Below are 15,762 nucleotides of genomic sequence, written 5' to 3'. Positions count from 1 at the left end.
AAAGGCGACCCGTCTGGCCGCCTTCTTTGCTTGATATGTATTGGGTTCACTCAGCCGCAACTGCGCCTTCGATCTTCTCGACGCGAATGGCCGAGAATTTGAACTCGGGGATTTTGCCATAAGGGTCGATGGCTGAGTTTGTCAGGATGTTTGCCGCCGCCTCAACATAGGCAAACGGGATGAACACCATATCCTCGGCAATCGCCCGGTCCGCGCGGACCATGATCTCAATCGAACCACGGCGTGTGGTCAGGCGGATCATGTCGCCCGGCTCGATGCCCATCAGCTTGAGCGTACGTGGATTCATCGAACAGTTCGCCTCGGGCTCAACCGCGTCCAGAACATTGGACCGGCGGGTCATTGAGCCAGTGTGCCAATGTTCCAGCTGACGGCCAGTGGTGGCGATCATCGGGTATTCCTCGTCCGGGGCCTCATCCGGCGGAATGACGCTGGCGGGGGTGAACTTCGCCTTACCGCCCGAGCGGGGGAAACCATCCCCGAACACGATGGCCTGACCCGGGTCGGTTTCGCTGAGCGACGGGTAGGTAATCGTCTCGGTCTCCAGACGCTCCCACGTGATGTTGTCAAGCGATGCCATGGTCAGTTTCATCTCGGCAAAGACCTGAGAGACATCGGTGTAATCCCAGTTCAGCCCGATGCGCTGTGCCAGCTCGACCGTGATCTTCCAATCTTCGCGCGCTTCTCCCGGGGGGGTAACGGCAGGCCGTACACGCTGTACCTGACGGTTGGTGTTCGACACCGTACCGTTCTTTTCATAGAGCGCCGAGGCAGGCAGGATGATATCGGCATAGTTCGCCGTCTCGGTCAGGAAGATGTCCTGCACGATCATCAGATCCAGTTTGGCCAGCGCCGCGCGGGCGTGGTTCACATCCGGGTCGGACATGGCCGGGTTTTCACCCTGAATATACATGCCCTTGATATTGCCCGCATAGGCCTGATCGATGATTTCGGTCACCGTCAGACCCTTCTCGTTCGAGAAGTCATCCGAATGCCAGACATCATTGAACCTGGCACGAACGCCGTCGTCAGTCACCGACTGATAGTCCGGCAGGAACATCGGGATCAGGCCCGCATCCGATGCGCCCTGCACGTTGTTTTGCCCCCGCAGCGGGTGCAGCCCAGCGCCGGGTTTACCGACATTGCCCGTCATCAGAGCCAGCGAAATCAGGCAGCGCGAGTTGTCGGTGCCGTGGATGTGCTGGCTGACGCCCATGCCCCAGAAGATCAGGCCAGCTTTGGCCTGCGCAAAGGTACGCGCGACACGGCGCAGCTGATCCGGTTCAATACCACAGATCGGTGCCATCGCTTCGGGCGTGAAGGCGCGCAGGTGCTCTTTCTCGGCCTCCCAGTTCTCGGTCCAGCGGTGGATGTACTGGCTGTCATACAACTCTTCCTCGACGATCACGTTCATGATCGCGTTGAGCATCGAGACATCCGCCCCCGGACGGAACTGCAGCATTTCATCCGCGAACTTGCGCATACCAACGCCACGGGGGTCCATAACGATCAGTTTGCCGCCACGCTTGGCGAACTGCTTGAAATAGGTCGCCGCGACAGGGTGGTTCTCGATCGGGTTCGAACCGATGATGATCGCCACATCGGCGTTTTCGATCTCGTTAAAGGTCGCCGTCACCGCGCCCGAACCCACATTCTCGATCAGCGCCGCAACGGATGAAGCGTGGCACAGACGGGTGCAGTGATCGACGTTGTTGTGCTTGAAGCCCTGACGGATGAACTTCTGGAACAGATACGCCTCTTCGTTGGTGCACTTGGCCGAACCGAAGCCCGCAACCGAACGTGGGTCTTCGGCGCGCAGGGTCATCAGCTTGGTCGCGGCCAAGTCCATCGCCTCTTCCCAGGTCGCCTCGCGGAAATGAGTCGACAGATCGCCCGGATCAACGTTCAGCCCCTTGGCGGGCGCATCCTCGTGCCGGATCAAAGGTTTGGTCAGGCGGTGCGGGTGGTGGATGTAGTCAAAGCCAAAGCGACCTTTGACGCACAAACGACCTTCGTTTGCGGGGCCGTTGATGCCCTCGACATACTTCACCTTGCCGTCCTTGACCTTCAGCGACACTTTGCAGCCCACACCGCAGAACGGGCAGACGCTTTCGGTTTCGCTATCGTAATCCTTGCTGTCCCCCTGCTGCTGATCGTCCAGCACGGTGGCAGGCATCAGCGCACCGGTGGGGCAGGCCTGAACACATTCACCGCAAGCAACACAGGAGGAGGTACCCATCGGATCATTCTGGTCGAACACCACCTGCGCGGTATGACCGCGACCAGCCATGCCAATCACGTCATTCACCTGCACTTCGCGGCAGGCCCGAACACAAAGGTTGCAGTTGATACACGCATCCAGATTGACACGCATCGCCACATGGCTGTCATCCAGAAGCGGGATTTTCTCGGCCTCTTTCGCAGGAAAACGGCTGTCGCTGACATCGTTCAGCTTGGCCATATCCCAGAAATGGCTGGATACGTCATGCGGCTGCTCGGGCTGATCGGCCACCAGTAGTTCCATGACCATGGCGCGCGATTTTTCGGCGCGGTCGGTGTCGGTCTTGACCACCATCCCATCGGCCGCCGGGCGGATGCACGAGGCGACCAGCGTGCGCTCGCCCTCCACCTCGACCATGCAGGCGCGGCAGTTGCCATCGGGGCGGTATCCCGGTGCAGGCTTGTGGCACAGATGCGGGATCACCAGGCCCCGGCCATTAGCCGCTTCCCAGATCGTGGTGCCCGCGGGCACGGTGACGTCATCGCCGTTCAGGTTGAAGGTGACGGTCTTGGTTGGGCTTGCGTCAAGCATGGCTCTGTCTCCCTCAGATTTCGTCAGCGAAATGTTTCATGACCAGGCGGATCGGATTCGGGGCCGCCTGCCCCAGACCGCAGATCGAGGCATCGCTCATGACCTGGCACAAATCTTCCAACAGATCGGTGTCCCACTTGTCGGCCTGCATCAGCTTGACCGCCTTTTCGCAGCCTGCCCGGCAGGGGGTGCACTGGCCACAGCTTTCATCCTCGAAGAACCGCAGCATGTTAAGCGCGGCATCGCGGGCGGTGTCCTGATCGGACAGAACCACAACGGCGGCAGACCCGATGAAAGTGCCAAGCGGTTGAAGCGTGTCGAAGTCGAGCGGGACGTCGTCAATGCTCGAGGGGAGAAGACCAGACGACGGCCCGCCCGGTTGATACGCCTTGAACACATGGCCATCAGCCATGCCGCCGGCGGCATCAATCACATCAAGAATGGTCGAACCTGCGGGCAGCAGGTAAACGCCCGGCTTCGCCACACGCCCCGAGACTGAATAACTGCGCAGGCCCTTGCGACCGTTCTTTTCAACAGAGTTCAGAACCTGCGGCCCTTCGCGGCAGATTTTTGAGACCCAATACAGCGTCTCGACATTGTGCACCAAGGTCGGACGGTTAAAGACCCCAACCTGCGCCACAAACGGAGGACGGTGGCGCGGCAGGCCCTTCTTGCCCTCGATCGATTCGATCATCGCGGATTCTTCACCGCAGATATAGGCACCGGCCCCCCGGCGCAGGTCGATGTAACCCTTTGCGACGATACCGGCATTTTCCAATGCCGCTATCTCACGGCGCAGAATTTCCAGCACTGCCGGGTATTCGTCGCGCATGTAGATGAAGCAGGTCTCGGCCTCGACTGCCCAAGCGGCGATCAGCATACCTTCGAGGAAGACATGCGGCGTGCGCTCCAGATAATAGCGGTCTTTGAACGTGCCGGGCTCACCCTCGTCGCCGTTTACCGCCAGATAGCGCGGACCTTCGTTCATACGAACAAAGCCCCATTTCTTACCCGACGGGAAGCCAGCGCCGCCCAGACCACGCAGACCCGAGGACAGGACGTCTTCTTGCACCTGTTCCCAATCACCGCCGTCGCGCAGCTCTTTAAGCTTGGCGTAGCCGCCGTTTGCCTCATAGGCCGTGAAGGTCTCATAGTCGGGCAGATGCGCATGGGTGTCCCCTGCTGCAATCGCCGACTGCACCTTTTCGGGGGTCGCATGATCAATGTGATTGTGGCCAATCTCCAATACCGGAGCGGTATCGCAACGCCCCATGCAGGGCGCGCGAACAACGCGAACTTCGGCAGGGTCCAAACCGTCTTCCAGCGCCTTCTGCAACTGCTGGGCACCGGCCATTTCGCAGGAGAGGGAATCACAAACCCGGATGGTCAATGCCGGAGGAGGCGTCTCACCTTCTTTCACCACATCGAAATGGGCATAGAAAGTCGCGGTCTCATAGACCTCGGCCTGACCGATCCGCATTTCCACGGCAAGCGCCGCAATATGGTCGGCGCTGATATGACCGTGTTCGTCCTGAATCAAATGCAAAAACTCGATAAGCAGGTCGCGGCGACGCGGGCGATCACCCAGCAGGCGTGTGATTTCAGCCTGCGCCTCATCCGTGAACTGACGGCCCTTGGGTGTGTGCCGCCCCTTGCCTTTACCTGACTTCCAGACGCCCTTGGGTGTGCCTGATGGCTTGGTATCTAATGGTGCCATGATGCCCTCCGATTGAGGTTCCGTCTCTCATCAGGCAAACATATCGTCAAATCGCTTTTGGCAATCGCACGATAACGACACCTTATCACCGCAAAGAGGTCACCACATCCCGCAAAGCCTTAACCGTCGGCAATTCGGGGTCCCGGTTAAGGGTCGCCAGACAAATCGGTTTGCTGACAACAGGTTCGATCAGCGGCAACACTTTCGTTCCCTTCAAATCGCCCAGCGCACGTACCAGAACCCGAGGAACAACCGTCGCCGCCAGCCCCTCCCGCACCATGACCATCGAAGCCGTGAAACCGCTGGTTTCGGCAACGATATCGGGGTGCAGCCCCTGTTCGGCAAACACCCGGTCCAGAATACGCCGGTTCTGCATCTGCGGCTCCAAAAGGCTGAGCGGAAATTCTGCGACCTGCGCCCACGGAATCGGGCCGCTTTGGTCCGTCAGATGCGTGGGCACCAACAACACATAGGTTTCCTCGTAAAGAGGCTGAACCTGCCGGAAGTCCGTGCCGATGCTGTCACCATAAGTCACCCCGGCATCAAGGCTGCCTTCGTCCAGCCGGTGCTGAATTGCGGTGGCAGACATGGTTTCAATGCGTGTGACGATACGAGGATGCGCGTCACGCAGCCTTTTGACCAACCGTCCCGTGAAGGCGATTGCGGTCGGGATCACGCCGAGGATCAGTGTGCCCGTAATCTCACCCTTGGCGGCCAGTACCTGCTGTTCCAGCGCCTTGGTGTCGTCCAGAATACGCCGCGCCCGCTGGACAATCATCTCGCCCTCTTCGGTCAGCCCTTGAAAGCGGTTGGCGCGACGGACGATTGAGACACCCAATCGGTCCTCAAGATTGCGGATGCGCATTGAAAACGCGGGCTGCGAAATCCCGCATTCCTCGGCTGCTTTGGCAAAATGCCGATGCCGCGCCAAGGCGCTGAGCAGTTGCAGGTCGCGGATTTCGATCACTTACAATTGTCTCCGACAGCTGGTTGATCCATACCTTAGCGAGACTTCGATTGGGAAGGAAAGCAGGCGTTACATGGCGCGCGCAATAAGCGAGAAGAGCTTACACTTGTTACTATCCATCGACACCTCTTATTTGAAGTGAAACTGGATATTCAAAACCGTTGTCACACAAAAGATGAAATGTCATTTGCCCTTAAAGATCAAAACGCCAGAAACCGGAGCAGCTGATGAGCAAACCATTTAGAACTTTCCTATTTATTTGCTTTGTCTTCACTGTTTCTATAACCGTCAACTTACGAGCAGCGGCTGCAGATGAGCCCTACAAGAATGCATTTAAGTTCCCTGACGGCTTGACTGTACGCGTGCAGGTTCCCACGCTTTTTCGATCACTCTTTACTGAGTATGAGCGCCGCTTGGTCGTGTGTGACGACACCCCCTTCTCTTGCGCCTACGAATGGCTCGTGGCCGATTTGGGCCGCGAGGTTAATCTATACCTGCACGATGACGGCACTATTATCGTCGTGAACAGTGTATGGATGATGAAGATTTTAGATGGGCCAAGCGTCCGCATCTTCGACCATCAGGAAGAAGTGGACGCACGACTGCGTAATGATGATTGGAGTTGCAGTGAAGTAGGGCCCACCGCTGGTGTCGCCCCACCTGCTTCAATCTTTTTCAAGGATATGAAATACCTTGGTGCCTTCCGGTATCATCCAAATTCAAACGAAACAAAACATAGCATCGGCTACGAAGATTTCCGCTTTTTCCCCTTCAAAAGCTTCGGCGAAACACTCTGTGGGTATCCAGTTAGAGGATGATACCAAATTACTAATGGCAATTGGTGCGACGCCGCAGACGTTACAGCGCCCACCTCAAAACACTTCAAACAACCATCCACAAATAAGACCGTGAATCACGTATTAAACAAAAAGTGCATCACATCGCCGTCCTTGACGATATAGCCCTTACCCTCTGCCCGCATCTTACCCGCCTCTTTCGCGCCCTGCTCACCATTGGCAGCGACATAGTCGTCAAAGGCGATGGTCTCGGCGCGAATGAAACCCTTTTCGAAATCGCCATGGATCACACCTGCTGCTTGCGGTGCAGCGGTGCCGGTGCGGATGGTCCAGGCGCGGGCCTCTTTCGGGCCGACGGTGAAATAGGTTTCCAGCTTCAGCAGATCGTAACCTGCGCGGATCAGACGGTCGAGGCCGGGCTCTTCCAGACCCATCTCCTCAAGGAACATCTGGGCTTCGTCCTCATCCAGCAGGCTGATCTCTTCTTCGATCTTGGCGCTGATGATGACATGGGCATTGCCCTGCGCGGCGGCCATTTCGGCCACGCGGGCAGAGAATTCGTTGCCTTGTGCGGCGTCTTCCTCGGACACGTTGCAGACGTAGAGAACCGGTTTGGTTGTCAGCAGTTGCAACATCTTCCATGCCTTGGCGTCCTCGTCTCTGACTTCGACCAGACGTGCGGGCTTGCCGTTTTCCAGCATGGCCTGCGCCTCGGCCAACAGGCGATCTTGCTGTTGCGCCTCTTTGTCGTTGCCCTTCAGCTTGCGCACCAGATTGGCCCGGCGCTTTTCGATGCTTTCCAAATCGGCCAGCATCAGTTCGGTTTCGATCGTTTCAGCGTCCGCAACCGGATCAACACGCCCGTCGACATGTGTCACGTCACCGTCTTCGAAACAGCGCAGCACATGGGCAATCGCATCCGTTTCGCGAATATTCGCCAGAAACTGGTTGCCCAGCCCTTCGCCCTTTGACGCGCCTTTCACCAGACCCGCGATATCCACAAAAGTCATCCGCGTGGGGATGATCTGTTTTGAGGACGCAATCGCTGCCAGCCTGTCGAGGCGGGCGTCGGGAACCGCAACATCCCCGACATTGGGCTCAATGGTGCAGAACGGGAAGTTCGCGGCCTGCGCAGCAGCGGTTTTGGTCAGCGCATTGAACAGGGTCGACTTGCCGACATTCGGCAGACCCACGATTCCCATTTTAAAGCCCATCACGGCCTCCTGCATAGAATACGATCGCAGCTTCTATGCAGGTCCGCCTGAATGCGCAAGGGATTGCTGGCGGCACCTTTGCCGAGTCCATTTCGCCACATCACAAAATCGTTTGAAAATTGTGTTCTTGCCGAAATTGAAAAACAACTCCTACGATTACCAGTTAATAGCACACGATCACTTTTTGTTGGCGGACACTGATGAAACACCTTTTTCTTGCAACCGTTCTGGCGGCAACGGCCTGCGCGTCAGCCCAGGCCCAAACCGTTGTTTTTGGTGCCGGATACGCGGACTATTCTGAAGACACATCCGAAGATCAGGGTCTGATCTCGATCGAATACCACCACACGCCATTTCATCAGGCGACGCGGTTTCGCGCCGGTTGGGGTGCGGCCCTAACTGTAAATGAAGATGGTGACACGCATATCGGCGCGGGTTTGATCGGGCAGTATGCGCTGAGTGATCGCTGGTTTTTGGAAGGCAGTGTTATGCCCGGCTACTATAATGCCAGCAACGACCTGAATGATCTTGGGGGCGATTTCCAGATTCGCAGCCTTTTGGGACTTGGCTATAACCTGAACAATGGCAACAGCGTGTCTGTCGCGCTAACCCATAAATCCAACGCCAGTACCAATGACGAGAACCCGGGCGTGAATGCCCTGCTGGTACGCTATCATCTGGGCTTCTGATCCATATCATCTGGGCTTCTGATCCATTCCTGTCTGGGCGGGATTGATTTTCGGTCAAAGTTTCTGCACATCAGGTCGAAACCCGAGTGCAAGGACATCCGATGACCCGTATCGACGCCAAGTTCGCCGCCCTGAAAGCCGAAGGAAAAAAAGCCTTTGTCGCCTATGTCATGGCCGGAGATCCCGACTATGACACTTCGCTTGAAGTGGTCAAAGGCCTGCCTGGTGCTGGCGTGGATGTTATCGAGCTGGGCCTGCCCTTTACCGACCCGATGGCCGACGGCCCTACTATTCAGGCCGCAGGCCAACGTGCGCTTGAGCGGGGCATGACCTTGCAACGCACATTGGATCTGGCACGAACGTTTCGGGAAACGGACGATACAACCCCCATTGTCCTGATGGGGTATTACAACCCGATCTACAGCCGGGGTGTTGACGCGTTTCTGGCCGATGCAAAAGCGGCAGGGATTGACGGTTTGATCGTGGTGGACCTTCCCCCCGAGGAGGACGCAGAACTCTGCCTGCCCGCGCAAGCGGCAGGTCTGAATTTCATTCGCCTGGCGACCCCGACTACGGATGACAAACGCCTGCCACGTGTTCTGCAAAACACTTCTGGCTTTGTTTATTATGTCTCGATCACCGGGATCACTGGCGCAGCCGAGGCAGAAGCAACCGATGTTGGCCCCGAGGTTGCCCGCATCAAGGCCGCGACCGATCTGCCGGTGATCGTGGGGTTCGGGATCAACACGCCTGAGAAATCGCGCAATATTGCCTCGGTGTCGGATGGCGCGGTGGTCGGGTCAGCGATCGTCAGCCAGATCGGCGCAGGTAAACCTGTGGCCGACGTGCTGACCTTTGTGAAATCTCTTTCGGATGGCGCGCACAGCGCCTGATTTCGCAGCCAACATGCGAGAATGATGACCCGTCGCGGATACCGCGGCGGGTTTTTTGTGACCCTTCACTGTGACGTCAAGACATTGCAGCCTTGGGAATGAATTGGTAAGGAAAACTAACCAAAGTGAGCGGAGCCCTGTTTTCATGCCTGTGATCACCAATATCGAAGACCTCAAACGCATATATGAACGCCGCGTGCCTCGTATGTTCTATGACTACGCCGAAAGCGGCAGCTGGACAGAACAGACCTTTCGCGACAACAGCACCGACTTCGAAAAAATTCGCCTGCGCCAAAGGGTTGCGGTCGACATGTCCGGTCGGTCGACAACTTCGCAAATGATTGGCGAAGACGTTTCAATGCCCGTGGCGCTTGCCCCGGTCGGGTTGACGGGGATGCAACATGCAGACGGAGAGATGAAGGCCGCCAAAGCCGCCGAGGAATTTGGTGTACCCTTTACGCTGTCCACCATGTCCATCAACTCGATCGAAGATGTGGCCGGGTATACCGACAAGCCATTCTGGTTCCAGCTTTATACAATGAAAGACACGGACTACATCAACCGCCTGATCCAGCGGGCAAAAGATGCCAGATGTTCCGCACTGGTAATCACGCTCGACCTGCAAATTCTGGGCCAACGGCACAAGGACCTGAAAAACGGTCTGTCGGCCCCGCCCAAACTGACGGCAAAAACCATCGCCAACCTGATGACCAAATGGGTATGGGGCATTGAAATGCTGCGGGCCCAGCGGCGCGAGTTCGGCAACATCGTGGGGCATGTGCATGGTATTTCGGACGCATCGTCATTGGGGGCCTGGACCGCAGAACAGTTCGACCCCAGCCTTGACTGGTCCAAGGTTGAAAAACTGATGGAGCAATGGGGCGGGAAAGTGATCCTCAAGGGCATCCTTGATGCGGAGGACGCAAGGATGGCCGCCAAGCTGGGTGCCGATGCAATTGTCGTGTCAAACCATGGTGGGCGTCAGCTTGACGGCGCGCTAAGCTCAATTCGTGTCCTGCCCGAGATCATGGATGCGGTCGGTGGCGATATCGAGGTGCATCTGGACAGCGGCATCCGGTCCGGGCAAGACGTGCTCAAAGCCTTGGCGCTTGGGGCCAAAGGGACCTATGTTGGCCGCGCGTTTGTGTATGGTCTGGGTGCCATGGGTCAGAAAGGTGTCACCACGGCGCTTGAGCTGATCCAGAGGGAGCTTGATACGACAATGGCGCTTTGTGGTGAGAAAAATGTGGCTGCGTTGGGGCGTCACAATCTGCTGATACCTGAAAACTTCGGGGGCCGCTGGCAAGCGTAACCGGTCAATCAGGGGGCTCTGCCCCCGACGCCCGTTCCGGGCGCCTCCCCCGGGATATTTTTGGCCAGATGAAGCTGGGGATCCTTCAATCGTCCACCCGATAAATACTCCAGGACAGGCGATAGAACCCAGCCGAACGGCATGGCAAGAAATACCTCTTTCCAAATCGGGTGAATCAAGCTAAGGACGCGGCTTCACGCGGGTATACAGCCTTGGAGGATGCCCGCCCTAACATTGGAGAATATATCATGGCTGGTGAGATTCCTGATCTCGTAGCTCTGGAACGGACGGGGACAGGCAAGGGCGCCGCTCGTCAAGCACGCCGCGACGGCATGGTTCCGGGCATCGTATTTGGTGGCGACAAAGAACCGTTGCCAATCCAGATCCCGTTCAACGTCTTGTTCAAGCGCCTGAAAGCGGGCCGGTTCAAGTCGACCTTGTGGAACCTGAAAGTTGAAGGCCACGATGACGTCCGCGTCATCTGCCGCGACGTTCAGCGTGATGTCGTCAAAGACCTGCCGACCCATCTGGACCTGATGCGCCTGCGCCGGACCACCAAGATCGCGTTGTTCATCCCCGTTGAGTTCATCAATGAAGGTGCGGCCCCTGGCATCAAAAAGGGTGGCGTTCTGACCGTTGTCCGCCCGGAAGTCGAACTGATGTGCACCGCCGGTGACATTCCTGAAAAGATCACCGTTGATCTGACCGGTCTGAACATCAATGACGTCGTGACCATTTCGTCGGTTGAACTGCCTGAGGGCACCAAACCAACCATCGACCGTGACTTTGTGATTGCCAACATCTCGGCGCCGACTGGTCTGTCCACCAGCGACGACGATGAAGATGGTGAAGTCGCAGCCGATGAAGTCGAAGTTGTCGGAAAAGAAGAAGAATAAGTCTGGAACAATGTTTCCGACTTTGAAGCGGGGCTCGGGTGAGCCCCGTTTTTTTTGCGGGTCCAATAATCAGGCCTGACTGGATTTCCTGACGATTTCCGGGCATGAAATGGCTTTGGAGCTACAGAGGCAAAACGGAAACATGAAGCTGTTTGTTGGATTGGGAAACCCGGGCCAGAAATATGCCCGGAACCGGCACAATATCGGGTTCATGGCCCTGGACCGGATCGCAGAAGATCACGGTTTTGGTCCCTGGAAATCGAAGTTTCAGGCCGAGATTTCGGAAGGTCGGCTTGGCACCGAGAAAGTCCTGCTGTTGAAACCGCAAACCTACATGAACCGATCGGGTCAATCCGTGGGTGAGGCGATGCGGTTTTACAAGCTCGAATCCACCGACGTTGTTGTATTTCATGACGAATTGGACCTTGCCCCGGGCAAGTTGCGCGTCAAGGCAGGGGGCGGGCACGCCGGGCATAACGGTCTGCGCTCGATCCATGAGCATATCGGGGCGGCCTATGACCGTGTACGCCTTGGGATCGGACATCCGGGCCGCAAGGAAATGGTTTCGGGGTACGTGCTCAGTGATTTTGCGAAATCCGAAACCAGCTGGCTGGACGACGTTCTTCGGGGTGTTTCGGACGGGGCTGCTTATCTGGCTCAGGACGAGGGCGGCAAGTTCATGAATGCAGTTGCATTGCGCACTGCCCCGTCGCGATCATCAAAGACCGACGCACCAAAAGCCGACACACCTTCAACGCCCGCACCCGACACCGAGGATGACGACCGATCTGCCATGCAGAAGCTTTTGGACAAATTCAGGTAGCACCCCGGCCTCTTTCCGTTACGTAGAGGTTGCGGAATGTGATCTCCCGCGTTCCAATACCGCTCAACTAGGGAGGCAATGCGATGAAATCCATCTTGAAGTGGGTGCTGCGCATCGTACTGGCGCTGGTTCTGGCCGCCACTGCCGTCGGGCTGTGGAAGCGCGAAGAATTGCAGCGCCTTTTGGCCGTGAACTCGTTATTTTCGGAAGAGAAGATCGTTCACAATTTCTCGCACATGGACGAGGCTTTTCTGACCGTGAACCTGCCGCGTGGCGACGCGCCAACCTGGGACCTGCCTTATGGCGAAGGGTTCGAGCTGCCGGAGGGAACCGACAGTTGGATCGATGAACGCGCGGTCACGTCGTTGCTGGTTATGCAGAACGGCAAAGTCAGGTTCGAGGAATATTATCTTGGCACCGGGCCGGATGACCGGAGGATTTCCTGGTCGGTCGCCAAAAGCTATCTTTCGGCGCTTTTCGGTATCCTGCTGCAAGAGGGGGCAATCGGGTCGTTGGATGACCCGGTCGTCAAATATGCGCCAAAACTGAAAGACAGCGCGTATGAAACCGCGTCGATCCGCAACGTGCTGAACATGGCAAGCGGCGTGACGTTTGATGAAGATTACCTCGACCCAAATTCCGACATCAATCGGATGGGGCGTGTGGTTGCCCTGGGTGGTGAGCTGGACGATTTCGCAGCCTCGCTGCAAGACAGCTTTGCGACGCCGGGTGAAACCTGGCAATACGTGTCGATCGACACCCATGTTCTGGGCATGGTTATACGCGGTGCGACCGGGCGGAACGTGGCGGACCTTCTGACGGAAAAGATCCTTCAACCTTTGGGGCTGGAGCGGGACGGATACTACATCACTGATGGTGCAGGGGTCGCTTTTGTTTTGGGGGGCCTTAACTTTACCACACGTGATTTCGCCCGGTTCGGACAAATGATCCTGCAGGACGGCATCGCGAATGGAAAACAACTGGTTCCTGCCGAATGGATTTTCGAAGCCACCCAACCCAGCGCACCGACCGCACAAGGAGAGATCGGGTACGGGTATCAATGGTGGATTCCCCGCGGCGCGCATGAAGGAGAGTTTCTGGCCCGTGGCGTCTATGGGCAATACATCTATTTCAACCAGCCCAGGGGTGTTCTGATTGTGTCCACCGGTGCAGACAGGCTGTTCCGTGAGCCGGGTGTAAATGACCTGAACATCGAAATGTTCCGCAAGATTGCGGAAAGTCTGTAAGATGTCTTTATGCAGAAACAAGACAGTATCAATGTACTGGGTGGCGTTCTGGCCCCTTGCTCTCGCGACCCTTTGACAGGGTTTTTCCGGGATGGCGCCTGCAATACCTGCCCCGAGGATCAGGGCAGTCATACCGTCTGCGCCGTGATGACGGCCGAGTTTCTGGCATTCTCAAAATATGTCGGCAATGATCTGAGCACGGCACGACCCGAATTCGACTTTCCAGGCCTTCACCCCGGCGACAGCTGGTGTTTATGCGCCAGCCGGTTTTTGCAAGCTCATGACGAAGGATGTGCACCGCAGGTTCATCTGGAGGCGACACATCAACGCGCGCTTGAGATCGTACCACTCGACATTTTGCTTCAAAATAAGGCAAAGACCTGAAGGCCCCATAAGGGGCGCACGGCTGATTCAGAATGCCATTTGCCAGATCAGGCTGACACTGTAGTTTTCAAAACCACTTTCGCCGATACCGTCGTAGAACAGGTTTGCAGCCAGAAGGCTGTCGTTTTCCAGCCGATAGTCAAAACCCAGATCAGCGCGAGCGCGGGCGGTATCCCCTATCGGTGTCACGCCAGGAACAGTGCCTGTGCCAGATGTTGTGCTCCAGATACCAGACAAACCACCGGTCAACATCATCTGACCACGCGACACCTGGATTGGATGACTGAAATCCATACCCAACCGTGCAGTGGTCAGGCTGAAATCCTGCTGTGGGATCAGGTTGCCCAGACTATCGGTATAAGCCTCCTGATCGTCGCTGGCATAGCTAACATCCAGCAACGGCAAAAGTGTCAGGTTACCGCGCTTGAACTCTCCGGTTACGCGCGACTGGATCAGCCAGCGTTCACTATCGAAACTGTCGGTATAGGTGCCCAGTGGAGAAATGTCGTTATCAGCCTGACCGTACAGAACACGCCCTTCGAAAAACACTGGCTGGCTGGGCAGTTTTGCGACGACATAAGGTCCGACCAGCCACCCTGTGCCATCCACGCTGGCCGGGCCGTTTTCGGTTTCGGCATAGTCGATCTGCAACATGGCGCCGATCAGAAGGTTCGAGTTCACCCAGCCATGCGCCCCCACCACGGCCAAGGCATAAGAACTGTCGTAATCGTTTTGCGAGCTCCAGTTCCCGGACAGATTGAACCAGACCGGGTGGGTTGGGTCACTTGCAAATTTCAGATACCCCGATCCTTGCGTCACCGACGAGTCCAGCGCACCTGATCCCGATTGCTGAAGAAACTGCGTCAGCTCTGGCTGATTGGTCACGAGGCTGTTGGCCCGGGCATTTTGAAAGGCCTGCACCAGTCGCTGTGTGTCCGTCACCCCCTGTTGTGTGCTGACCCTGTTGGACGCAAGGTTCAGGTTCCCGGCGGCATCAGAAAAAACGCCTGCAGGAATAAACAGCTCAACTGTACCGTTACTTTGCGCAGTCAACGTTGCGACATAATTGGTTCCGGACCCAGTCAGGCTGGCGGACGCATTGGTGACCGACAAGTCGCCCACCGTGAAATCTGTGCTGGGTTCACTAAGTGTGATCACCGCTTGGAACGTACCGTTGCCGATTGTTGTCAGTGCACCGATTGAGGCCGTCGGCTGCGTCGTGTCTGCCAGCGTCCGCGTGTTGATAATCTGGGTATTCGTGACACCCGACAGCGCGATCTCATAAAGGTAAAGCGGCCCGCCAACGGTTTCACGCGCGGTGAACATGACCCCAAGATAGCCATCAGTGGCGTAAGTTGAGTCCGCTCCGTTCTGGCTGAGTATCGTCGCGCCAATATATCCCAGATTGGCCAATCCTGCTGACGTTATCGAAGGTTGAGTCAAAACACCATTGTTGAAATAGAACGATCCTCCCGGGCCTTCTCCCGAGCCGCCCAACGACATGAACGCTGTCGCAGTGCCTTGTAGATTGGAAAAGAAAATCTGCCCGCCGTTGGGTGTTGCGACTGTCTGGGACGGAAACGAGGGGTTGCCAAACGCCAGACCCTCTTTGACGCTTCCCATCAAAAGCGCGGAAACCAGAAGACCCAGGCACGACAGCCTCGTAATTGCGGACCAAACCATATTACCTCCTACAACACCGCGTGGGTGCCAAACACCAGAGTGCCCGGGGTTAAAATCGCATCCCAAGCAGCGTCATCCTTGCCCCATCTTCGCAGAGACATCCCCAGAACCGACCGCAAATCGCCGGTTAATGAGAAGTTAATTCAATTGGAAGACGCTGTATAGAACGCGGCAGGAATCAACTGGGGCGTGCGGAACACGTCGTGTTGTTGGAACAAGCGGGTTTTGACCTGGACCAACTCTCAAACGGCTTGAAACACCCAATATTTACAGTGTCGTCGCGCGGAGAAGGAAACCTGAGGCAGGCTGC

At 56.8% G+C, this 15,762-nt stretch carries 13 protein-coding genes; 8 read left to right on the top strand and 5 right to left on the bottom strand.

The features are described 5' to 3' along the window. Nucleotides 1–46: 46 nt before the first annotated feature. From fdhF to ACR0DY_RS05015, 3 genes are all read right to left on the bottom strand, one after another. On the bottom strand, nucleotides 47–2,830 hold the full coding sequence (fdhF, locus tag ACR0DY_RS05025; RefSeq protein ID WP_480484002.1) for a formate dehydrogenase subunit alpha: 2,784 nt from the start codon (nucleotides 2,828–2,830) through the stop codon (nucleotides 47–49). Between the two features lie 13 nt (nucleotides 2,831–2,843). Then, complete coding sequence (locus ACR0DY_RS05020) at nucleotides 2,844–4,547, bottom strand: NAD(P)H-dependent oxidoreductase subunit E (RefSeq protein ID WP_480546311.1); 1,704 nt, start codon at nucleotides 4,545–4,547, stop codon at nucleotides 2,844–2,846. 85 nt (nucleotides 4,548–4,632) lie between these two features. Continuing rightward, a complete protein-coding gene (locus ACR0DY_RS05015) occupies nucleotides 4,633–5,514 on the bottom strand; it encodes a LysR family transcriptional regulator (protein ID WP_480546309.1) in 882 nt (293 codons plus the stop codon). Between the two features lie 227 nt (nucleotides 5,515–5,741). Between ACR0DY_RS05015 and ACR0DY_RS05010 the strand changes: the two genes are divergently transcribed. Then, nucleotides 5,742–6,332: a hypothetical protein gene (locus ACR0DY_RS05010; RefSeq protein WP_480484004.1), complete on the top strand. Its 591-nt coding sequence runs from the start codon at nucleotides 5,742–5,744 to the stop codon at nucleotides 6,330–6,332. A 95-nt stretch (nucleotides 6,333–6,427) separates the two neighbouring features. Here ACR0DY_RS05010 and ychF read toward each other — a convergent pair whose 3' ends face one another. Continuing rightward, nucleotides 6,428–7,525 carry a redox-regulated ATPase YchF gene (ychF, locus tag ACR0DY_RS05005; RefSeq protein ID WP_480484005.1) on the bottom strand — a complete coding sequence of 366 codons (1,098 nt, stop codon included), beginning with the start codon at nucleotides 7,523–7,525 and terminating at the stop codon, nucleotides 6,428–6,430. 200 nt (nucleotides 7,526–7,725) lie between these two features. Here ychF and ACR0DY_RS05000 point away from each other — a divergent pair, with 200 nt between their 5' ends. From ACR0DY_RS05000 to ACR0DY_RS04970, 7 genes are all read left to right on the top strand, one after another. Beyond that, entirely contained in the window at nucleotides 7,726–8,214 is a 489-nt protein-coding gene (locus ACR0DY_RS05000) for an acyloxyacyl hydrolase (protein ID WP_480484006.1), read from the top strand. 101 nt (nucleotides 8,215–8,315) lie between these two features. Next, on the top strand, nucleotides 8,316–9,107 hold the full coding sequence (gene trpA / locus ACR0DY_RS04995; RefSeq protein WP_480518752.1) for a tryptophan synthase subunit alpha: 792 nt from the start codon (nucleotides 8,316–8,318) through the stop codon (nucleotides 9,105–9,107). Nucleotides 9,108–9,252: 145 nt separating this feature from the next. Beyond that, the gene (locus tag ACR0DY_RS04990; protein ID WP_480546307.1) at nucleotides 9,253–10,419 is read left to right on the top strand and encodes an alpha-hydroxy acid oxidase; all 1,167 of its coding nucleotides are present in this window, start codon (nucleotides 9,253–9,255) and stop codon (nucleotides 10,417–10,419) included. 248 nt (nucleotides 10,420–10,667) lie between these two features. After that, entirely contained in the window at nucleotides 10,668–11,315 is a 648-nt protein-coding gene (locus ACR0DY_RS04985; protein WP_267366092.1) for a 50S ribosomal protein L25/general stress protein Ctc, read from the top strand. 142 nt (nucleotides 11,316–11,457) lie between these two features. Further along, the gene (gene pth, locus ACR0DY_RS04980; RefSeq protein ID WP_480546339.1) at nucleotides 11,458–12,138 is read left to right on the top strand and encodes an aminoacyl-tRNA hydrolase; all 681 of its coding nucleotides are present in this window, start codon (nucleotides 11,458–11,460) and stop codon (nucleotides 12,136–12,138) included. Nucleotides 12,139–12,221: 83 nt separating this feature from the next. Beyond that, a complete protein-coding gene (locus tag ACR0DY_RS04975) occupies nucleotides 12,222–13,385 on the top strand; it encodes a serine hydrolase domain-containing protein (protein ID WP_480507079.1) in 1,164 nt (387 codons plus the stop codon). A gap of 9 nt (nucleotides 13,386–13,394) precedes the next feature. After that, nucleotides 13,395–13,769: a DUF2237 family protein gene (locus tag ACR0DY_RS04970; RefSeq protein ID WP_480488252.1), complete on the top strand. Its 375-nt coding sequence runs from the start codon at nucleotides 13,395–13,397 to the stop codon at nucleotides 13,767–13,769. A 27-nt stretch (nucleotides 13,770–13,796) separates the two neighbouring features. Here the strand turns inward: ACR0DY_RS04970 and ACR0DY_RS04965 are convergent, their stop codons facing one another. Continuing rightward, entirely contained in the window at nucleotides 13,797–15,452 is a 1,656-nt protein-coding gene (locus tag ACR0DY_RS04965) for an Ig-like domain-containing protein (protein ID WP_480546305.1), read from the bottom strand. Nucleotides 15,453–15,762 lie beyond the last annotated feature (310 nt).

The sequence above is a fragment of the Ruegeria sp. O6 genome (assembly GCF_056535045.1).
The sequence above is the reverse complement of the archived record's forward strand: the minus strand, read 5'-3'. Positions and strand labels throughout refer to the sequence as shown.